The 19,842-nt window shown below is 43.3% G+C and carries 21 protein-coding genes; 4 read left to right on the plus strand and 17 right to left on the minus strand.

Translation table 11 applies throughout. From position 1 onward, the window contains the following. Positions 1–20: 20 nt before the first annotated feature. The 5 genes from MHH46_RS31055 to MHH46_RS31075 form a co-directional block, all read right to left on the minus strand. On the minus strand, positions 21–869 hold the full coding sequence (locus MHH46_RS31055; RefSeq protein ID WP_305953541.1) for an EAL domain-containing protein: 849 nt from the start codon (positions 867–869) through the stop codon (positions 21–23). Between the two features lie 190 nt (positions 870–1,059). Continuing rightward, on the minus strand, positions 1,060–1,473 hold the full coding sequence (locus MHH46_RS31060; protein WP_076191580.1) for a Crp/Fnr family transcriptional regulator: 414 nt from the start codon (positions 1,471–1,473) through the stop codon (positions 1,060–1,062). Between the two features lie 192 nt (positions 1,474–1,665). After that, positions 1,666–2,655, minus strand: a complete 990-nt coding sequence (locus MHH46_RS31065) for a sensor domain-containing diguanylate cyclase (RefSeq protein WP_076124160.1) — start codon at positions 2,653–2,655, stop codon at positions 1,666–1,668. Positions 2,656–2,693: 38 nt separating this feature from the next. Further along, on the minus strand, positions 2,694–3,488 hold the full coding sequence (locus tag MHH46_RS31070; protein WP_076181841.1) for an alpha/beta fold hydrolase: 795 nt from the start codon (positions 3,486–3,488) through the stop codon (positions 2,694–2,696). Positions 3,489–3,915: 427 nt separating this feature from the next. Continuing rightward, the gene (locus MHH46_RS31075) at positions 3,916–4,677 is read right to left on the minus strand and encodes an SDR family oxidoreductase (RefSeq protein WP_076124164.1); all 762 of its coding nucleotides are present in this window, start codon (positions 4,675–4,677) and stop codon (positions 3,916–3,918) included. A 269-nt stretch (positions 4,678–4,946) separates the two neighbouring features. Here MHH46_RS31075 and MHH46_RS31080 point away from each other — a divergent pair, with 269 nt between their 5' ends. Then, positions 4,947–5,513, plus strand: a complete 567-nt coding sequence (locus tag MHH46_RS31080) for a TetR/AcrR family transcriptional regulator (protein WP_063829811.1) — start codon at positions 4,947–4,949, stop codon at positions 5,511–5,513. A gap of 64 nt (positions 5,514–5,577) precedes the next feature. On the opposite strand, the gene MHH46_RS31085 is transcribed toward MHH46_RS31080, so the two are convergent. From MHH46_RS31085 to MHH46_RS31100, 4 genes are all read right to left on the minus strand, one after another. Beyond that, positions 5,578–7,671: a carbohydrate-binding domain-containing protein gene (locus MHH46_RS31085; RefSeq protein WP_076191577.1), complete on the minus strand. Its 2,094-nt coding sequence runs from the start codon at positions 7,669–7,671 to the stop codon at positions 5,578–5,580. A 23-nt stretch (positions 7,672–7,694) separates the two neighbouring features. Beyond that, positions 7,695–8,375 carry a DUF4956 domain-containing protein gene (locus MHH46_RS31090; protein ID WP_076124168.1) on the minus strand — a complete coding sequence of 227 codons (681 nt, stop codon included), beginning with the start codon at positions 8,373–8,375 and terminating at the stop codon, positions 7,695–7,697. Beyond that, positions 8,368–9,111, minus strand: coding sequence for a polyphosphate polymerase domain-containing protein (locus MHH46_RS31095; protein ID WP_076105108.1), 744 nt, complete (start codon positions 9,109–9,111; stop codon positions 8,368–8,370). The genes MHH46_RS31090 and MHH46_RS31095 overlap by 8 nt, the downstream gene beginning before the upstream one ends. 108 nt (positions 9,112–9,219) lie before the next feature. After that, a complete protein-coding gene (locus MHH46_RS31100; RefSeq protein WP_256716462.1) occupies positions 9,220–9,342 on the minus strand; it encodes a hypothetical protein in 123 nt (40 codons plus the stop codon). 76 nt (positions 9,343–9,418) lie between these two features. Here MHH46_RS31100 and MHH46_RS31105 point away from each other — a divergent pair, with 76 nt between their 5' ends. Further along, the gene (locus tag MHH46_RS31105; protein WP_076099753.1) at positions 9,419–10,096 is read left to right on the plus strand and encodes a response regulator transcription factor; all 678 of its coding nucleotides are present in this window, start codon (positions 9,419–9,421) and stop codon (positions 10,094–10,096) included. Further along, complete coding sequence (locus MHH46_RS31110) at positions 10,096–11,370, plus strand: cell wall metabolism sensor histidine kinase WalK (protein WP_076124170.1); 1,275 nt, start codon at positions 10,096–10,098, stop codon at positions 11,368–11,370. Before MHH46_RS31105 ends, MHH46_RS31110 begins: the two co-directional genes overlap by 1 nt. 60 nt (positions 11,371–11,430) lie before the next feature. Here MHH46_RS31110 and MHH46_RS31115 read toward each other — a convergent pair whose 3' ends face one another. Further along, on the minus strand, positions 11,431–12,186 hold the full coding sequence (locus MHH46_RS31115; protein WP_076191575.1) for a class I SAM-dependent methyltransferase: 756 nt from the start codon (positions 12,184–12,186) through the stop codon (positions 11,431–11,433). Then, entirely contained in the window at positions 12,183–12,743 is a 561-nt protein-coding gene (locus MHH46_RS31120; protein ID WP_036682293.1) for a hypothetical protein, read from the minus strand. The genes MHH46_RS31115 and MHH46_RS31120 overlap by 4 nt, the downstream gene beginning before the upstream one ends. A 95-nt stretch (positions 12,744–12,838) precedes the next feature. On the opposite strand from MHH46_RS31120, the gene MHH46_RS31125 reads away from it, so the two are divergent. Continuing rightward, positions 12,839–13,753, plus strand: a complete 915-nt coding sequence (locus tag MHH46_RS31125) for a phosphatidate cytidylyltransferase (protein ID WP_076132799.1) — start codon at positions 12,839–12,841, stop codon at positions 13,751–13,753. A gap of 22 nt (positions 13,754–13,775) precedes the next feature. On the opposite strand, the gene MHH46_RS31130 is transcribed toward MHH46_RS31125, so the two are convergent. The 6 genes from MHH46_RS31130 to MHH46_RS31155 all read right to left on the minus strand — a co-directional run bounded on the left by MHH46_RS31130 (position 13,776) and on the right by MHH46_RS31155 (position 19,835). Further along, positions 13,776–14,456 carry a uracil-DNA glycosylase family protein gene (locus tag MHH46_RS31130; protein ID WP_256717190.1) on the minus strand — a complete coding sequence of 227 codons (681 nt, stop codon included), beginning with the start codon at positions 14,454–14,456 and terminating at the stop codon, positions 13,776–13,778. Between the two features lie 73 nt (positions 14,457–14,529). Next, positions 14,530–15,768, minus strand: coding sequence for an amidohydrolase (locus MHH46_RS31135; RefSeq protein WP_076191571.1), 1,239 nt, complete (start codon positions 15,766–15,768; stop codon positions 14,530–14,532). Between the two features lie 104 nt (positions 15,769–15,872). Then, positions 15,873–16,637: a polysaccharide deacetylase family protein gene (locus MHH46_RS31140; protein WP_076132805.1), complete on the minus strand. Its 765-nt coding sequence runs from the start codon at positions 16,635–16,637 to the stop codon at positions 15,873–15,875. After that, positions 16,637–17,242 carry a YkoP family protein gene (locus MHH46_RS31145; protein ID WP_254847726.1) on the minus strand — a complete coding sequence of 202 codons (606 nt, stop codon included), beginning with the start codon at positions 17,240–17,242 and terminating at the stop codon, positions 16,637–16,639. Before MHH46_RS31145 ends, MHH46_RS31140 begins: the two co-directional genes overlap by 1 nt. A 23-nt stretch (positions 17,243–17,265) precedes the next feature. Next, the gene (locus MHH46_RS31150; RefSeq protein WP_076124185.1) at positions 17,266–17,862 is read right to left on the minus strand and encodes a sensor domain-containing protein; all 597 of its coding nucleotides are present in this window, start codon (positions 17,860–17,862) and stop codon (positions 17,266–17,268) included. A gap of 182 nt (positions 17,863–18,044) precedes the next feature. After that, positions 18,045–19,835: a hybrid sensor histidine kinase/response regulator transcription factor gene (locus MHH46_RS31155; RefSeq protein ID WP_076191568.1), complete on the minus strand. Its 1,791-nt coding sequence runs from the start codon at positions 19,833–19,835 to the stop codon at positions 18,045–18,047. Positions 19,836–19,842: the final 7 nt, after the last annotated feature.

Raw genomic sequence — 19,842 nt, forward strand, 5'->3', positions numbered from 1 at the left:
CGGATATATACTCATTAGGATTACTGTTTGGGAATAGGATCAGGCTTTCCAAATAAATAGCCCTGAAACAACTGATAACCACTCTGCTTAAGCCATTCAAAGTCCTCTCTAAACTCCACACCTTCTGCTAAAGGAACGGATTGGATTTCTAAAGCTTTTTCTAAAAATTGCTTTGCTATTTTCTGTTTGTTCAGATCGCTGGACACACCCTGAACATATTTCATATCCAGCTTCATGTAATGGGGTTTAAGCTCCAATAACATCTCGATCGTGCTGAAGCCCTCACCAACATCATCTAAAGCGTATTCAAATCCCCGATCCTTGTAATATGTCAAAATAGCTTTCAAATGAGCGAGATCATCCACTTTCTCCGTCTCAACAACTTCAAAGACAAAAAGAGAAGGATCGACGCCTAATTGATTGGCCAGTTCAACGGTTGATCTTAAGCAGAACTCTGGAGCGTAGATCGACGTTGGGATAAAATTAATAAACGTTTTTTTATTTAAGGGTGCAGCATATTTTACAGCCGTCATTCTACATAACCGGTCTAAAGCATATAAACGCCCACGATTCCGTGCCGCCGCAAAAATCTCATTAGGATAGATAAGAGATCCGTCTTCTTTTTTAAATCTGGATAGGAGCTCGTATGCAAAAATCTCTTCCCTTACGTTCACAATCGGTTGGAAGTAGCAAGTAACAAGACCCTTAGTGATAACCTCATCAATCCACTCCATATCAAGTACAGTGGGTAATTCGGATAGAGGTCTCCATGTTTGGTCATCTATACGGAATTCAACCTGCTCCGACTCCATATGGTCATTACAGAAATCCAGAAAATCCCGCACCCCAGCCTCCTTAATTGTAATCACATTTTCTTCCACCTTATGTATCGTATTACTTCTACTCAAGTGATGAATAACCTCAGGTAAAACCCTAAGATTAAGCTCACCATGAGCCTTGATTTGAAAATTCAGCTCTCTTACTACACAATGATTACAAGCCACATTCATAACCCCTTTAATAATCGATTCTCTGAAAAAGATCCCGGAACGGCTCTTCTCAATCGAAATCCGTATACTCCAGTAAATACGCCGGGTCTAACACGGTGATCTGCTGATGTTGAATCTCAATAATCTTTTGTTCTTGCAGATCTTTTAGCACAAGGGTAGCCGTCTCCCTTAACGTTCCGATCATATCACGCGCTCTCGCATCATGAAATTTCATTTCATATAATAACCGATTCGATAAAAATAAACGCTCCATTTGCAGCAGCATCAATTGATCCTTAATCAACGGGTAATCGGCAACCATCTGCTTAAAAGGCTCATGTTTAATCTCAAATAATACAGTATCATTCATAGCCACCGCAGACAGCACTCTTATATTGGAGGGATGGATCACTTCCAGATCGCCATAATCCCCGAATAGATAATGTAGGCATGATCCACATTCCATAGTTTTGTATGCCAACATACTGATAATAAATCATCATCCTGTTATATTCTATCGTAACGTTGTCACATAGGCTTGATGCCAATACGATTTACATAAGAGATCCATTCAAGAAATTCCGAATTCCCTTTTACAGCTTGAAGGGAACAGACATTTTAGAGCAATTATAGCAAAGAGGATGTATCGTTTATAAATAACAAAAAAAGCCTCCAATTAAAGAAGCTTTTCACTCAAATCCATAATATGCGTAACGCGATTTCTCCCCTGTTCTTTAGAAACGTAAAGCGCTTGATCAGCTTTTTCCAGAAGAGTGATGTCTGTATCGGTTGCTTCAAAGGTAGCTATGCCAATGCTTACCGTAATGCTGCCAATCTCCCAAGTGGAGCTGGCTATGAATTGTCGTAGACTCTCAGCTATAGCCGTGGCATCCGATGAATCTGTATTAGGCAGCAGAAGGATAAACTCCTCACCACCATACCTAGCTACGATATCTTCTTTACGAGATTGGGACTTCAGGATACTCGCCAATTTCTCCAGGACATAATCACCCATCTGATGACCGTAGGTGTCATTCACATTTTTAAAGTGATCAATATCTAGAATACATAACGAAAAAGGCGCCTGATCACGGTGATACGCTGCAATCTGTTCTTCCAGCTTTTCTTGCAGGAACCTTCTATTCTTTAATCCAGTAAGCTTGTCTGTAGTAGATAGCTCTACTAAAACGGCATTCATCTCCAGTAATTCAGCTTGCTTTTGCTCGATTTCCAGGTGGATTTGTTTGAGCTTTGCCAGCGCCTGATCTTTTTCCCAATATGCCTCTTCTATTTGCTTCTTCGCAGATCGTAACTCTAGCTCATAATCAATACGTTTGCCCATCTGTACGAGAATACAATCAATGACCTCTACACCTTCACATTCAAGGCGTCTACCATTTAACAAGTAAGGCACGGCTTGCCCCTTGCTGTCCTTCAAATTGATAAATAGCTCTTCTACATGTCCATTCAGATTGATAAAAGGATAGAAGTATGAATGAAAAATAAGCTTGTTGGCTGTAGACATGATAGATTCAAAGTGTTTATTTACCAAATCAACCTGTTGATATCCCATCCCATCCAAAAAGGTTTGATTCACATCGAGGATCATTCCTTCATGGGTAATGGAAACATATCCGCATGGCGCATATTTTAACCGGTCATCCATTGTCTAAATATCCTTTCAACACCATAATCTTCTCCATCTCACCCAAGATACTCATTAATCAAAGTAATGGTCTCCTGGGGATGGCTAATATGTGGATAATGGCCCTTGGCCTCCATTAACCGGAACGTACTATTATTCATATGTCTATGTAAATATTCTCCTACTTCTATAGGAACGATACTATCATCCGAGCATTGCAATATGAGTGTAGGCACTGTCGCTTTAGGCAGATCTTCTCGATGATCCGAAAAAAATGTAACTTCCGCAAATTCTCTAGCGATAATAGGGTCGGCCGAAATAAAGCTTCGTTCCAGCTGTTTAGTCAACATTGGGTCAGGATTATTCATCGCAAGTGGAGCCATAAAGCTAGCCCAGCCCGCGAAATTCATCTCCATCATATCCAGAAGCTCAGTAATATCACTTTTTTCGAAGCCCCCGAAATAAGCATCTCCCTCATTTAAATAACGTGGGGAAGGTCCGATCATAATCATTTTATTAAAATAATCCGGCCGCTCGATTGAAGCAAGCAAACCGATCATAGAGCTAATAGAATGGCCTATAAAAATAAGATCCTTGAGTTCAAATGTTTCGATAACATCTAGTACATCCTGTACATAACCATGGAGAGTATGATATTTATCCGATGTATATGCGCTTAAATCTGAATGGCCTGAGCCTACATAATCAAATAGAACGATTCGATACTTTTTCTCAAATGATGGCGTGATAAACTGCCACATGCTTTGATCACACCCAAATCCATGCGCAAAAAGGATAGTTTTTTCTCCTGCTCCAATGACTTTTACATGATTCCGCACCATAACATCGTTCATTTCATATAACTCCTCTATAGTTAGCATTCTCTCTATTTTGCAGGGTTCCCCTGGAAATATCAAGCGTAGAAAAAACTCCGCTAGATTAATCTCTAGCGGAGTTTTATGTAGCCTCCCGTTTGGGTCATCATTTGGCAAAATGGTAGCGTGCTGGGGTACCTCTGCGTTTAATCCGATCACATTTTGTCCGAAAAAATTGGTTAGCGGACCGAGTAGACCTTAAATGCGCCATTATTCCACATTTGAATTGCTATCGGACTCCACTGCAGCTATTGGCGCGAAAACACAAAATATGGGCCGATTTATATGAAATAGCGTCTCTGGAGTCCGAATTCCTTCTCAAAAGGCTGAAAATTTGCGAATAACATCATCTGGGTCCGTAAGACTCCGTGGATAAACTGTTGAGGCAGAGGTAGACAACCAACATTTAGAATGCGGAAGTCCAACCCGCATCAGCAGCGATGATAGCTCCGTTTACAAAACTGGAATCATCCGAAGCCAGGAATAACGCAACTTGTGCGATTTCTTCAGGTGTACCTACACGAGGGATCACAGCCTGTGTTAATTGCGTACGGCTCACGCCGAATTCATTTATATTTTTCATTGAAGCACTGATGTTTGTGGCAGTAGCTCCTGGTGCGATAGCATTACAACGAATCCCTTTGTTGGCATACATAAAAGCTGTATTTTTCGTCAAGCCTACTACAGCATGTTTAGAGGCAGTATAAGTTGCTCCCGCATGGGCACCACTTACGCCACCTGTAGAAGCGGTATTAACGATAACCCCTTTTCCCTTTTCCAAAAAAATAGGCAGTGCTTTACGAGTGGACCGCATTACACTTTTGGTATTGATATCAAAGATAAGATCCCATCGTTCATCTGTAATATCACCAACTGGCTCAAAGCCATCCATAATCCCTGCGTTATTCACTAAAATATCTAGCGTGCCATATTCTTTTACAGCGGTATCAATCATGCTATCAATATCTCCAACCAGGGCAACATTTACTTTCAGTGCCTTAGCTACTCCACCGTTACTATTGATCCCTGCGGCTACTTGTTCAGCACCTTCTAGGTTCAGATCGGCTACAATCACTTTTGCCCCTTCTTTAGCGTACAACTCTGCGATAGATTTCCCCATACCCGATGCCGCCCCAGTAACCACTGCAACTCTGTCTTGAAGTTTCATGTTGGAAGTCTCCTTTACGTTTATCTATAATGTAAATATCAATATATAAAATCTCTTTAACGCTTAAAATTTATACTACTCAAGTTTAATCCTCTAAAATTTAACTATCAATATACAAATGAGACACCAAATGTTCATAAATATATATAACGTGGGATTCTGTTCAAATAGGATTAGAAAATAGACAGTTAGGTGGTCTTCTGTTGCTTAAAAATAATCGGAGAACTAGCAAATCGCGTAAAGAGCTTAAAAACGCATTGATATTACTCATGGAAAAAAAGAATTTCCGCACCATTACGATAACCGATATCGTTACCCTTGCCGATTTAAACCGCGGAACCTTCTATAAACATTATCAAACCAAAGAAGAACTTCTAAATGAGCTAATTGATGATGTGTTGGAGGATTTAATTAAGGCTTATAAAGAACCCTATCTTCATACCGATAAATTTATAGTTAGTGAGCTGACCACCTCGAGCATCAAGATTTTTGAACATGTGGTCTCTTACTCTAATTTTTATACCATCATTATAAATTCCAATGTTCTGCCAGGGTTCCAAAATAGGATTTGCGACCTCTTAAAGGAGCTCACCAAGCGGGACTTAGTCGCAGTTAATAACACTAATACCAATGTAAATATCGAATTGTTTTCCAGTTATACCGCCTATGCTCTATTTGGATTAATCATAGAGTGGGTAAAAGGCGGATTTAAATATACAGCTAACCATATGGCAGAGCAGCTGATTGAAATTCTGTCTTTTAATTCACATAATGTGATCATCAACACTTCAAATCAACCGATTAAACAGAATTCCATCCCTGTTAACGGCGACTAATTTATCTCAAACTAAAAAAAGCCACTCCAAAATGCTGGAGTGGCTTTTGAATGCAATTTATAACCTAAGGTCTTCTGTTTCCACCACCACCGCCACCTGGACCTTGATTAGTGTTTGCGGTTGTTACTCCGGATTCATTTAGCCAAGTTACGCTGCTTGTAATTTCGAACGCTACTACTTTTGTTCCTCCTGTATATTCACCATCCGTATACAGTCCGTTCGCTTCACTACCAGTCGAGGTACCTCCCGAGTAGAGGGTGTAAGAACCGCCGTCCTTCAGATCCGGTGAACTAATCACCACCGTTTGATAGCTCTTCGAAGGAGCAAAGGTCAGGATCGAGTTACCTTCGCTGTCCTCTAGATGAACCAATGTTCCAGCCTCCTGGGTCTGAGGGAAAGTCATGCTGACTGCATGTTGGCTAGAGGTGTCAGACGGTGCTTGTGCCATGCCCGAACTTCCCGCAGCCACCAAAGTTCCTCCACTCTGTTCAAAGCTACCGTCGAAATCAAGTGCACCGTTACCGCTATTGGTAGGTCCATTAACAATAACCGTGCCACCCGACATTGTGATGGAGCCGTTCGAATCCAGCCCGTCACCTGAAGCATCGACCGTTAGTGTTCCTCCACTAATCGTTAGCATATTGCTAGCAGAATCGCTGAATTGATCCTGCTCCTGAGGGCCGCCGCCTACAGTCGCCTCATCGTTACCTCCTGCTACATTCACTCCATCATCAGAAGCAACCACATGAGCTTCGCCACCGGAAATCTCGATGTTTGCTCCTTCAATCCCTTCGTAGCTCTTCGTAATATCAATTTTACCACCAGATATCGCCACCAAAGCATCCGCATGGATTCCATCGTCGCCAGTTTTGATGTTGAATTCTCCATCAGCTATAGCAATGTTACTGTTGCTGTGCACTGCATCATCAGCAGAATCGATGGTAAAGGTTCCGTTGTTTACGCTAATATCTCCTCCAGCCTTCAAACCTTTAGTACTTGGTATTTCCGATTCTGTAGTTGTTGCCGTTGTTGTCGTTGTTGATGCTTCCGTTGTTGGTATCTTCGGTTTTGTTTCTGGCATCGTCTCTGGTTTGGTTTCAGATGTTGAGGTTCCTGTTGTTCCTGTTGTTCCTGTTGTTCCTGGTGCTTGATCCCCTGTTCCCTGACCTCGGCCACCTCTCATGCCCATACCTTGCCCTTGATCACCTGTTTTCACTTCACCCTTCTCGTTGCCCCCACCCGTAACTAAGGTGTATGTTCCGCCATCTATTACAAGTGAAGTCTCAGCTTGAATTCCATCATTACCAGCCGTAATATCAAATGTTCCTGCTGCTATTGCTATGAAGCCTTTGTCCGTCTCAGTATCGTTGGTTGATTTCATTCCATCGCCTTCTGCCGTTATGCTGATATTTCCGTCTTGTACAGCGACAAGATCTTTACCTACAATCCCGTCATCGGCAGCCTTAATTTCAATAGTGCCACCCATAATTTTCAGATCGTCCTTGCTCGTAATTCCGTCATTATAGTTAGCGGAAACAGACAGCTTCCCGGTCCCATTAATCGTTAAATCCGCTTTACTGAAGATAGCCGCACTCGGTTCATCTGTAGTTTCATCGGCATACACGTAAGTTGCTCCATCAGATACGGAGTTCTCCGTCCCGTCTTCCAAGGTAATGATCACTTTCCCCGCTTCTTTAATATCAATTGCTGCACTATCGCTGTTCGTGATGTTCACACCGTTCAGTACCAAGTGCACAGTACCTTCATCCTGATTATTAACTACAATCTGTCCATCACTCAACTTACCAGACAGCACATAAGTTCCTGCTGCAGTAATTGTCACTGAGCCATCCTTGGACTCAGCCCCGGTGCCGTCAACAAGCGCACTTGTTCCAGCCAAAGCAATTTCCGTCGATTGGTCAGCCGTCCAAGTTGTATTAGAATCCTCTTCATCGAACGTCACCAGATCGGACAATTTGGCGCTTGCCAGTTGTACTCCCGTAGCAGCCCCATTCTGAGTTATCGTTGTTCCCGAGGCTGCTACTGTACCCGCCGCCGCTTCAGACTGTGTTGTTGTGGCATTGGTACTGCAAGCCGACATAAGTAATGCACACAATAGCAAGATTCCTACTTTACTTCCGGTTATATATTTATCCATTTTTCATCCATCCTTTCGTTATCTTAATAGTCATTAGCAGTTGGAGTCATGGTCAGAGACAGGTCTAAATTACCGTTCCGGGTACGAATCGCATCCAAAAATTCCTTCTGGTTTACAGCCTCACCCAGCGTTACAGCGTAGACCAGTTCATATAAACTGCCAAGCTCAGTCGTTCTAATCTTTTTAAGCTCATACCCAACGTTATATTTATTGAATACTTCAGCGAAGGCTTCCTCATATCCCAGACTCTCCGGGATGGTTACCTTTAATGTTTTTTGCGACGTTGTTCTTACACCAAAGTTAGTCCGGTTAAGGATAAACATAAGGGCGCATAGGATAAGGGTGAAAAAAACTGCATATCCAAAGGAACCCACTCCACAGGCAAGTCCAGAAGCCATGGTGAACAGAACAAATGTGATATCCTTCGGATCGCCCGGCGCACTTCTAAACCGAATGATGGAGAACGCCCCGGCAAGACTGAAAGCTCTGGCAACATTACTTCCGATAAGCAAAATGATGATGGCCACAATTACGGGCAGCAGTACCATAGTTAGTGTGAAGCTTTGCGAATAGCCGCTTGCATTGGTCTTCATATAGGTGTAGCTAATGATCCCGCCAAGAGCAATAGCTATAAAAATAGTTAGCAGTGCGTTGGTAAACGTTAACTCTGTACTAGTTGCTACGGTAAATAATGAATCAAGCATAGAGGGCACTCTCCCGTTCTGTTTTACTGTTCTTCAGCATTTTTTTATATTCGTTGCCGTACTTGGAGAAGCTTGTACGGTACATTTGATGCTCTGAGAGCATTTTGGCCAGCCAGACCGGAATCGTGTTCTCAGCTTTTACTTCCATGAGCCACTGCCCCGGCTCCAGCAAGGGTTCGCCATGAACACCGTGCTCCATCTTCAGATCGTACCGGCGGCTGCGAATATTTGTATCGAATGTAATTCTTAGATCGCGATTGTTTTTACAGAACAACGCTTTTCGGTCATAAGACAGATACACCTTGGGCTGCAAATCATAGCGTGTCAGAAAATATTTGATCTCTTCAATCACCTGTTTATTCATGTAATCCTTGAATTCCGGTTCCATGCCGGTGGCGACAAAATCATAAGCCTCGTTTAATTTGAGCGACGTTCTTCTTTTATTAACAAGACCAAATACCTTCTTCTTGATTTCCAGATACACCTTCGTATCTTGATTTGGAACACCGTAAGCTCTTAAACGAAGCTTCTCTTTGTACTTGGGCTTCGCAAGACTGTTACGAATCAGGGTGTTGTGCTCCGTGTCATAATATAAGTTGGTTATGGAGTAAAACTCATGTTGCTTGTTGAAATCGTCTAGTTCCATGTATTCAAGCAATTGGTTATAAAATTTATAGTAGGCTTCGTTGTCCAACAAATATTTGTTCTCATAACGGTTGAATACCTCAATCGCCATATGTGATCAATCCTTTCTGTTTATCGTTGTCTCGTGTGCTTATGAATGTATCTTAGATCCCAAACCTTTAATGAATCTTAAATGGTTTTACAAATTATTGATTATCTTTTACATTCCCTTAACACAGGTGTAAGTCGTAACTGCGGTGAATGTTGTTCTTCCGGCCGCTGTTGTCTGCAGATTTCTTGATTTCAAACTGCTGTTCGCAGTCACTTCTATCTCAACCTTCATTAAGGTTCAATAAAGGTAATCCTGATATAATGACCTCAATAACAAATACTGGTTCTATGTAGGGGATGGCAAAACCATGAGAATATTAATAGTAGAAGACGAGCTTCATCTCGCTGAAGCCTTAACTCAAATATTAAAAAAACATAATTATTCGGTGGATGCAGTCCATGACGGCAGGTCGGGTCTGGATTACGCACTGAGTGGAATCTATGATTTGCTGCTGCTCGACATCATGCTGCCTGAGATGGATGGGGTCAGCGTCCTCAAGACGCTGCGGAAAAAGGGGATACCCACTCCCGTTATCCTGCTTACCGCAAAGGGTGAAATTACAGATATGGTCACTGGGCTGGACTATGGAGCTGACGATTATATCGCCAAACCTTTTTCCTCGGAGATCTTATTGGCAAGAATAAGGGCTGTACTAAGACGTAAAGGCGAGGTGATACCAGATGATGCTTTAAAGTTCGGGGATATTGAACTGAATACATCCAATCTGAAACTTACCGTGGGTGGCAAAGAGATCAAGCTCAATCTAAAGGAATGTGAGCTATTGGAGCTTCTGATCTTGAGGAAACAAGCTGTAACCTCCAAAGAACAAATTATTGAGAAGCTGTGGGGCTTTGATTCAGATGCTGAGCACAATAATGTAGAGGTGTATATTTCTTTTTTGAGAAAAAAACTGACCTTCTTAAATTCGACCGTACGCATTAGTACGATCAGAAACGTAGGGTATGTATTAGAGGTGACGACCTGATGTTCACGAAGCTCAGAAATCGGTTTCTTATTGTTAACTTAGTCACCATCTCGGTGATCATGCTTGTGGCCTTCATCTCCATATATGTAATTACGTACCGGGATGTCCAAAACGATATTCAGATGGATCTTCACAGAATCATGGAAAACTACAAGTCTCCCGGTGGTGACACAGGACGATTAGGCAATACCAAAGGGGGAGCCACGTTACCACGTGTGGATAATAAACGTACGGATAACGGAACACCTCCTCCAGAACGCTCAATCTCATTTATGCTGAAAATAGATACAGCGTCCAACCTTACGGGGAAAGATTCCAAATTTACTATGGACGATGAATTTTATAATACGGCTCTGCAAGAAGCACTAAGCGCCGGTAAAGATACCGGAAGGTTCACCTTGGATAGCAGCAAATGGATCTTCAACATCCAGCATACGAATGATGGGGCGATGCTTGTATTTCTGGACATCACTGCAGAGCAAAAAATCCTCACCAATCTAATCTATACCTTCTCTGTAGTTGGCTCAGTGATGCTGATTATCTTGTACTTCGCTAGCCGCTTTTTTGCTAATCGTTCAATTGCGCCGGTAAAGGAGGCTTTTGAGAAACAGAAACAATTTATTGCGGATGCTTCCCATGAGTTAAAGACGCCGTTGACTATTATTAACACCAATGCGGATGTTCTCCTGTCCAACAGTGATGACACCATTCACAATCAGTCCAAGTGGCTGCACTATATCAAGTCGGAAACAGAAAGAATGACCAGCCTGACCAATGATCTGTTGTACCTGACCGAGATGGACGATTCCAGATCGAGAATGATTTATTCGAAATTCAATCTGAGCGACGTGGTTGAAAATATCATTTTAACGATGGAAGCTGTAATCTTTGAGAAGCATATCTCCCTTGAATATGACATCGAGCCTGATCTGACAGTGCTAGGCAATAGTGAACAGATCAAACAAGTGATTATGATCCTCTTGGACAATGCTGTAAAATATTCGAACCCTAAAGGTTCAGTCACCTTATCCCTTAAAAAACAACATAATGACATGGTGTTAGCGGTCACCAATACGGGGGAGGGCATTGCGCCGGAGCACTTAGCGAGCATCTTTGACCGATTCTACCGTACAAATGCTTCCCGGGCGCGTAAACAAGGGGGATATGGCCTAGGGCTGGCGATTGCCAAATCGATTATTGAACAGCATAAGGGAAAAATTTATGCCAAAAGTTTTGTCGGCGAGTCCACCACGTTTTACGTACATCTTTCATAACTACCAAGTAAAAAAGACTCAGACCCTGTTATCTCAAAGGTTTGAGTCTTTTTATTTACTTTACACTTCGCCCCAATAAATTTCGGTATTATAATCAAAAAACACTTGCCCACCCCGATTATTTCGTTCAAAAATATTCCGCAGCTCAGCCATCATATTCTCATAGCTTGGATCTCCGGGGACCGGAGTGTAGGAAGACGATCGAAGACGACCGCTTAAGCCCTCCAAATCAAATACCTGCTGATTGCTAAAATGCGCTACTTGCATCTGTCCTTTCTTGAAAAAGGAACTAAGGATCTCAGGGGTAATGTTCTTATGATTAACTTGAGTGTAGTTCGTCCCGAAGGTCTGCAGCAGCTGCTCATATTCCTCCAGAAATGGGGTACCGTAAGTAAGCCGGGAATTCCATATCAGAATAACTTTTCCACCCGGTTTTAGAATCCGCTTGAATTCCAATTGCGTTGCGTCCCTATCAAACCAGTGAAACGCTTGGGCGCATACGATAAAGTCCATGGACTGGTCGGATAATTCTGTATGTTCAGCAGACCCCGGCGATACAGAGAAATGGTTATCCTTTGCGAAATTCTCTTCCGCAGCTCTACGCATTTCCGGATTGGGTTCAACGGCAGTCACACGACTCCCGCGCTCCAGAAGTAATGCTGAGAATATTCCTGTTCCTGCACCAATATCAGCAATATCACAATTTGGTTGGAGCCCAATAGTATTGTACAAATAATCAATGGCTTCTCCAGGATAGCTCGGCCGATATTTTACATACGAATCCACCCGATTAGAAAATATTTCTTTGCTATTCATCCTTCGTCTCCTCCTAGGCGCTCAGGTTCATATTCACTTAATTTACCTTGGTAAACCAATCGCAGCCGATCACTTTGGCGAAAATCATCCGGAGTAACGAGTGCGGGCAGCTTATTCCATAACTTAATGCCCGACCGCTCTAGAATTTCCGCTACAAATTGCGAACAAAAATAAGAGTTGCTGAATTCGACAGGCTCCTTCAGGGCAATGCCAATTACGCCGAGAATATTATAGAGATACTTTTGACGGCTTCGGATAAAGACTTGCAAGACCCGCTCCATTTTCTCCACTTCGCGGGCTGTAACTTGAAGTTCATATAGGACACATGTTGTATTTGGATATTTGCTAAACGTACCTGTCTTAATATCCTCCTTCACAAACCCTCCATTCAGGGGGTTGCTCGGATGCTTTCTGCCAAAGCTATACAGCTCGGAAAGCTCCCGATTAAAGGAGATCGAGGCATGATTATAGGGTGCTTTTGTATAGCCTTGAATGAGCTTCGTAAAAAGCGTCCCGGTATTCGTCAGTAATATAAAGACCGATGGATCTGCTGCCATTTACAATTTTCCCCTTATCAAGTTTGAGCGTTTCCTTCATAATAACATATGAACCCATTAATGGAATCTACTCTAGGACAAGTTGGTGATCAATTATCGACCGCTCTTTATTAACTATAATTCTTATCTTTGCGGCCTTATCGGCCATTCACTTGATGTATGTAGTTATAGGGAAGCTACAGCCAAATAAGGATTATACGGGCATTGGCTTTCGTATCAAGACGTGGTGGGGAATGCTTTTTATCTTTTGCCTAGCTACCCTATTTAATCCCGTCGTCTCTCTGCTGTCTCTCATGGTGCTCTGCTTCTTTGCACTGAAAGAGTATTTCTCTATGATGAAATCACGAAAATCGGACCGCAGGCTATTTCTGTGGGCTTACTTATCCATCCCGTTGCAGTTCTACTGGATTTATATCGAGTGGTACGGAATGTTTATTGTCTTCATCCCGGTTTATGTATTCTTGCTCCTACCGCTGCCCAGAATGATTAATAAGGGCACGGTTGGTTTTATGCGTAGTGTCAGCTCCACCCAATGGGGGCTTATGCTGATGGTATTCGGACTTAGCCACTTGGCCTACTTTCAATTTGCTACACCGGAGTATGGAGCGGGGCTTGTGCTTTTTCTAGTAGTGCTAACGCAGCTCAATGATGTGGTCCACTATCTCGCATCACTTTATGTAGGGAAGCGGAAAATAGTTCCCACCGCCAATCCGTATTTGACTTGGGAGGGTTTCGCTTTCGCATTTGTCATCACAACAGGAGTTTCCTATCTAATCTATCCCTACCTGACGCCGCTCAACCCAATCTTCGGGTTACTGTCAGGCATGTTGATCAGCTTGAGCGGCTTCTTTGGCAGTTTAACGGTTTCCGTGTTAAAGCGGGATCTGCTAATCGGCGATGGCGATAAATTCGTGGCATTGAAGCAAAGCCATTTAAGCCGGATCGATAGCTTGACCTACACTTCACCGGTCTTTTTTCATGTCATTCGTTATTTTTTCGACTTCATGTAGATCATCTGATGGGAAGCTTGAATCAGCCCCTCCATGAATGATTATGCAGTATCTTCACCATTTGTTCTTGCTGGCTGGCGAACTGCTTATATCGATGTCCGTTGGCGCCCGAGGGGTGGGGAAATCCCCATAAGCAGCGTTGTTTATCAAGCTCACCTGCGGACACAAGGAGTTGAAGTATACTTTCCACTGTTTTTCCTAAGGGAATAATTAAGGCCCGGCTCAGTATGTTCAGCTCCTCACGCAAGGAAGATAATGCCTGCGCCCTGAGGAGTGAATTTGAAAGTAGCTTGGGCTGGGCCCCACTATAATTTTTCTTATCCACGAACACGGGAAAACGCAATAAAGAGCTAGTGTGCAGGATCGTCTGCTGCTGAAATAGTTCTTCACAAGAGGTTAGGTTCAAGTGTTGATGCAGTTTAAGTGTATCTAACATATGAATTAACGTGTTCCGCATGGAGCCTGCGAATCTGGCCGCTTCCTTCGCTGTCCTACATACCTCTTCATCTGACAAACCAGCTTCCAGACTTATGATCGCTTCTTGTATCGCTATGCCCATTTGTGTGAACCCGGGCGTTAACCCTATAATGATCACCTTAGCAGAAGGATTAATGTACTCATTATGGGGGGCATAATACATTTCCACCTTGCCATTACGCTCCATTAGAAGCTTATCCACCTGCAGATCCTGTTTAGTTAGCACTGTACCCTTCGGGAGTGAGAGGATCGCAGATTTATACTGTTGCAGATAGGTAGAGAGGAGCATATCATCTGCCTCACAGGTCTCTATTTGTTATCGAACCACTCACCAGTCGGCCTTCGTACCAGACGGCTTGGCGCTGCGCTCTTCGGGCTACTGCTTCAGCCGAACAGCTGGCATGCAGCAGCACAAAGCTAGCAGTGTCGCCAACCTTTGGCCATACCTGCTCGCCTTTTGGATCAAGGGGTGTTAATCCTCCTGTTATAAATCTGAGAGATTGAGATAATGCCAATTCATCATTGCAGCCGTACAACTCCGCGTAACGCCCTGCCTTCTCCAGTTGATCTCCATTTCCAAAAGGGGACCAGTGATCGGTAAGGCTATCTGTTGCCAGCTTCACTTTTACCCCTTGGCTGTGCAGCATCGGAAGTGGCATCATCATTCTTCCAATAGGCACTGTGGATGCAATAGTCATACCCAGTGATGCCATCCGTTTAGCTACCTCTTCTGCCTCTTGCTGCTGAGCTCCTGCGAACCAGAACGCATGACTGACCGTGACCTTTCCTTGCAAGCCAGCTTCTTCCGTCAGATCAGCTAACCGCGTCAGTGTTTTCTTTCCCGCTTCTTTTCCATCATGTAAATGAATATCAATGCCGGCATTACTCATCACTGCTAATTCCACCATCGTCTGAAGTGACTTCTCGATATCTCCATCCACCGTATAAGGATCTACTCCGCCTACAAAGGTTGCTCCCTCTGCCAGAGACTGTTTTACCAGCTGTACAGAATCCGAGCGCAGCAGGCCATGTTGCGGAAACGCCACAATTTCAGATGAAATTTTACCCGCGAATGCATTTAATGCTTGTACAGTCGCTTCTAATCGTTGCAAGCCGCTGACAGGCTCAATATTGCAATGGCTGCGCACATGTGTGGCACCAAACCCCTGAATAAGCGTCAGGATGCTCTCTGCTTGTTGTCTCGCCATGGGCAGCAGCTTAGGCAATAATACCTTCTCTTCCTCAATCCGTTCGAAAACACTGGACGCAGGCTTTACCGCTCTCCAAGGTCCATCGAAATATGTTTTATCTAAATGGATATGTGCTTCTTCGAAAGAAGGCAGCATCAACAACTCTTTACAGTCGTATTTCGGGAGCTGGCTCTGAAGCTCGATGTCTGCTCCAACAACTTCTGAAATCTTATCCCCGTCAATGCGGAGATGACAAACCTTCGTATTCGTACCCGCTACTTGCCCATCCTCAATAACATAACCTTGTTCTAATCTTATATTGGTTAACCAATAAGAAGCATTCAACATGCTACCCCATCCTTTTCTCAACAATTTATATAGGTACGGACCGCTTTACTCTAAATGTTACCATAGCCCTTGCCATATAAAAAATGATTGAGAAATTTCAATAGCTACAGATCAATCTGACCCCTATGTTTGACTCTGGATCTAGCTTCTCTACTATAACTAACTTCCTTGTTCAGCAGTTCATCCATCCGCAGACACTTCAGACCCTTTTTATCCATTTCTTTTAAGACTTCTTCTAATCCAGTGATCATATTCAAGGGCGCTTCTTCATCTGCCCACGGTGTATCTCCGCTGTCGTGTAGAACAATGATTGAGCCTGGTTTTATTTTTTTTATTAAGGCATCCTTTAATTGTTCTGCACTCAGTGACGCTTTCCAATCTCCGACCATAACAGACCACAATACGATTCGATAAGATTCTCTTAGCAAAAAGAAATCCCCTAGATTGAGAAGCCCCCAAGGTGGGCGGTAAAAGATAGGCCGCTCTCCTGTAATTCGCTCAACAATGTCTGCTGTGCGATCTACTTGCTTCCGTCTATTGGTCCAGGGGAACTGGATCCAGTTGGGTGTATGAGTATAATTATGAATGCCGATTTGGTGCCCTTCTCTGTGCATACGCTCGATCAGTTCCGGATATTTCTGCGCTTTTTTGCCCAATACGAAGAAGGTCGCCTTTATGCCATGCTCTTTTAATAGATCTAGAAGTTCAGGTGTATAACAAGGATCCGGACCGTCATCGAACGTAAACGCAATTTCTTTCTCTGCACCTACCTCCGAGTGAACCCCCCATCCCAATATTCGGGTAAGCGCAAAAGGAACGATCATATAAAGAACAATCACATCCACTGCTAAAATTATGAAGGCCCACATTAGGAAGCCGCCTCTGTCTTACGCGGGGCAAACCGCGCTTTCAAGGACTGCTTGCTAAGCACAAGCATCATGGGAGATAACTTCTCTGTGCTGTCCTCTACACGATGTTTCCCTTCCGGATGCAGCATGCGAAGTAAAAAACGAAGGTATATCCCGAACCAGTGCCGCTGCCATTTGGACTTGATAGGACGCTGCTCAAACCCTATTCCATGAATAATCCCCCGGTGAAGCAGTGTAATCCCGGTTAGCGCGTTTACTTTGCTTAGTTCCGGATTGCTGTCTAGATCACGACTGATCTCCTTCATAGCCTCGCGAAGCATGCGTGCCGTACGAATTCCGGCCCGATCTGCGCCAAGCGTACGTGTCAGCTGCACAATCTGGCGATTGTCCAAATGAAGCTCACCCACCCAATCTCCCGGAAGTATCCGTTGCCCATCTTGGCAGACCAAACTTTCTCCGTGATATTTCAACACTACCAACTTACATATCCCATATCTACGCACGGACTGACTACGAAATTTGGTGATGACAGCAAATATGTTCTCCCACATCATCCAAAGGGATTGTGAGAATAATTTTATAAATGGAACTGAGGTTACCATCATTTTTCCTTCTTTCCTGTTTAAATTTATCTTCTAGCAAAATCCTTCACTAAACGCCGCGTATACCTGCCGATCATCTTTACCAGACTGTTTCCGAGATAAGCACCTATCCATAGAGACACTGCACCTAACAACATGAAGAAAAGTGAGATGTTGAATGTTTTATTTTCAATCCCAAATAGCGATATAGAGGACACATCTAATAAATACAGGACAGGTGACAACAAGAGAATAATAGGGGTCAAGTAAAAAAGAGTGGCACAAATGAGACTGACCATGCCGATTCCAAACTGCAACATCAACCCTAAAATCGCTCTCCAGTTATGTTCATCCAGAAACTCTGCCTTAACCCTTTCCCACAAGCTGCCTTCTTCTTGAGATCGGGTTGGAAGCGTGCGAACCGAGATATCCGTATAGACTTTAGTTCGAATTCGCTCATGCTGTAAAAAAGTCTCGGTAGAACGCAAAACATAATAAAGGATCGGGATCCCCACTAAGGTGAAGGACATCGAAACTCCAAAGGTAATGCCCACCAAATAAAAACAAAAGTAAAATAGCCCTGTGGCAAAAGTAATTAATAAGAAACAAAAATTCCTCACATGTTTCCGGATTATTTGATTCATGTTTTTCTCTCCCTCTCTGCAATAAAAATTGTTCATTTCTAAGTAACTCCTATGCTAGTGCTTTTGGTGTAAAATCGACCAGTGCCATAATGTCATATGACAAAAAAAACACCCTACTGCCTACTCCCACAAGGGAAAGCAAACAATAAGGTGCTCATCAATTTCAAATACTTCGGTCAGGATTAATCCGAAATGCCAAAAGCCTTCTCGACTGCCTCCTCACGGTTTCGTACCCCGAGCTTGGCATAGATGGTGGACGCGTAATTCCTCACCGTTCCATCGGACAGATATAGTTTAGCGGCAATAGTTTTATAACGCATTCCCTTCGAGAGGCATTCTAGAATCTCCAGCTCACGCGGAGTCAGTCCATATTCATTACTCTTCTCTGTCGGTGGCGCCTCTGAAGCTGGATGCATCTCATAGTGATCAATTAATACATTCGTAATATCGGGTGTAATCATCTTTACGCCCCGATGTACGAGACGTATTCCTTCGAACAGCTCCTGCGGCTCGGTAGACTTTAACAAGTAGCCATCTGCCCCGTTTTGCAGTGCTTCGACTGCCATATCTGCTTCTTGAAAAGTAGTCAGGATCAACACTCGTACCCCTGGCCACTTTTGCTTAATAAGCTTGGTCGCTTCCGCACCGTCCATGCCCGGCATATTTAAGTCCATCAGCACCACGTGAGGTTGTTCCTGCTCGCAGAAGCTTATCGCTTGTTCACCATTCTCAGCTAACCCATTGATCACAAAATCCGGCTCCTGCTCTAGAATAATTCGCAGACTATCCCGGATATAGGGTTGATCATCTACCAGCAATAAACGAATCGTTTCCTCCTGTATCTCTTCAAGCCTTGGTAAACTGCAGGTCACTAAGGTCCCTTCCCCTGGCTTAGAGTAGAAATACACTTGTCCTTGCAAGTTGGAGGCACGCTCCTTCATCGCATTCACACCAAATCCTGCTTTTAAATCTTCAGTGCCTAATCCATTATCCTGCACATCCAGCCGAATCAGCTTCTCTTCATAATGTAAGCTGATGACAATTTCACTGGCTTGACCATGACGTACAGCGTTGGTTATCGACTCCTGCAAACATCTGTATAATGTCATTTGGGCCTGCTTAGATACTGTATACGGCTCTCCGAATGTTCTTAAGCGAATCTTAACCTTGGAGAAGGTCTGGAAATCATCCACTAATTTCTGTAGGGACTGCATTAGCGTCAATGAATCCTCCGAAGCGCCCACATGGTGCAAATATCGCCGAACATCATCCAAGCCATTGCGGGTTAACTTTAACAAGGCATCTATTTTGTGCTCCCCTTCAGAAGTATTCACCTCCGAACGTAAAGTCTCTAGCCCCATAATAATTGAAGTATAAGAATGCCCCACCGTATCATGCAGATCTTTGGATAAACGATCTCGTTCTTCCAGAAGTGTCATACGTTCAACTTGCGAGATGTACTGCTCTAAAACAGCATTTTGCTCCTTAATAATTCTGCCCTGCTTGTGATTCACCACCAGTAAATGAAAAGCGAACCCAAGCGTATACACCAAACCCATGTTAACAATCATCGATACAGCATCCATTTGTTGTGACAATCTAGATAACATAATTGGAATCAAAATGACCGTGATCGGAGCTGTCCAACGATAGGACTTCTGTGCACTATTGCTGGCGATCATAAAAGCGATAGGCAGAAAAGTTACGTACGATTCAGGAAACAAAGCAGCCAAATATAAACAAAGCCCACCCGAAAAAAGGATCTCCGCTATCAGATAATACTTGTAATGCAGCTGCAAACAAAACCAAGGCACAGAAAAAGAGACCACGCCCCAAACAAACGCGATCCAGAAAGGAATCGTAAAATCCTCCGAAAGATAACACATGGTGACCAAAAAAGAAGTAGAAAAACAAATCCGAAACAGGAGGACGAGCCAATCGTACCAGAACCACTGTTTGACCAGATTAAACAAGGCATTT

Origin of the sequence: Paenibacillus sp. FSL H8-0175 (genome assembly GCF_045040615.1) — a bacterium.
GTDB classification, from domain to species: domain Bacteria; phylum Bacillota; class Bacilli; order Paenibacillales; family Paenibacillaceae; genus Paenibacillus_AQ; species Paenibacillus_AQ odorifer.

What these genes read in the sequence shown, in the direction of transcription:
- MHH46_RS31120 (WP_036682293.1), bottom strand. Translation starts at nt 12,743, where the DNA reads ATGGCAGCAGATCCATCGGTCTTTATATTACTGACGAATACCGGGACG.
- MHH46_RS31145 (WP_254847726.1), bottom strand. Translation starts at nt 17,242, where the DNA reads ATGATGGTAACCTCAGTTCCATTTATAAAATTATTCTCACAATCCCTT.
- MHH46_RS31075 (WP_076124164.1), bottom strand. Translation starts at nt 4,677, where the DNA reads ATGAAACTTCAAGACAGAGTTGCAGTGGTTACTGGGGCGGCATCGGGT.
- MHH46_RS31150 (WP_076124185.1), bottom strand. Translation starts at nt 17,862, where the DNA reads ATGAATCAAATAATCCGGAAACATGTGAGGAATTTTTGTTTCTTATTA.
- MHH46_RS31110 (WP_076124170.1), top strand. Translation starts at nt 10,096, where the DNA reads ATGTTCACGAAGCTCAGAAATCGGTTTCTTATTGTTAACTTAGTCACC.
- MHH46_RS31095 (WP_076105108.1), bottom strand. Translation starts at nt 9,111, where the DNA reads ATGGCGATTGAGGTATTCAACCGTTATGAGAACAAATATTTGTTGGAC.
- MHH46_RS31080 (WP_063829811.1), top strand. Translation starts at nt 4,947, where the DNA reads ATGGAAAAAAAGAATTTCCGCACCATTACGATAACCGATATCGTTACC.
- MHH46_RS31090 (WP_076124168.1), bottom strand. Translation starts at nt 8,375, where the DNA reads ATGCTTGATTCATTATTTACCGTAGCAACTAGTACAGAGTTAACGTTT.
- MHH46_RS31100 (WP_256716462.1), bottom strand. Translation starts at nt 9,342, where the DNA reads ATGAAGGTTGAGATAGAAGTGACTGCGAACAGCAGTTTGAAATCAAGA.
- MHH46_RS31065 (WP_076124160.1), bottom strand. Translation starts at nt 2,655, where the DNA reads ATGGATGACCGGTTAAAATATGCGCCATGCGGATATGTTTCCATTACC.
- MHH46_RS31085 (WP_076191577.1), bottom strand. Translation starts at nt 7,671, where the DNA reads ATGGATAAATATATAACCGGAAGTAAAGTAGGAATCTTGCTATTGTGT.
- MHH46_RS31105 (WP_076099753.1), top strand. Translation starts at nt 9,419, where the DNA reads ATGAGAATATTAATAGTAGAAGACGAGCTTCATCTCGCTGAAGCCTTA.
- MHH46_RS31070 (WP_076181841.1), bottom strand. Translation starts at nt 3,488, where the DNA reads ATGAACGATGTTATGGTGCGGAATCATGTAAAAGTCATTGGAGCAGGA.
- MHH46_RS31060 (WP_076191580.1), bottom strand. Translation starts at nt 1,473, where the DNA reads ATGTTGGCATACAAAACTATGGAATGTGGATCATGCCTACATTATCTA.
- MHH46_RS31115 (WP_076191575.1), bottom strand. Translation starts at nt 12,186, where the DNA reads ATGAATAGCAAAGAAATATTTTCTAATCGGGTGGATTCGTATGTAAAA.
- MHH46_RS31140 (WP_076132805.1), bottom strand. Translation starts at nt 16,637, where the DNA reads ATGTGGGCCTTCATAATTTTAGCAGTGGATGTGATTGTTCTTTATATG.
- MHH46_RS31135 (WP_076191571.1), bottom strand. Translation starts at nt 15,768, where the DNA reads ATGTTGAATGCTTCTTATTGGTTAACCAATATAAGATTAGAACAAGGT.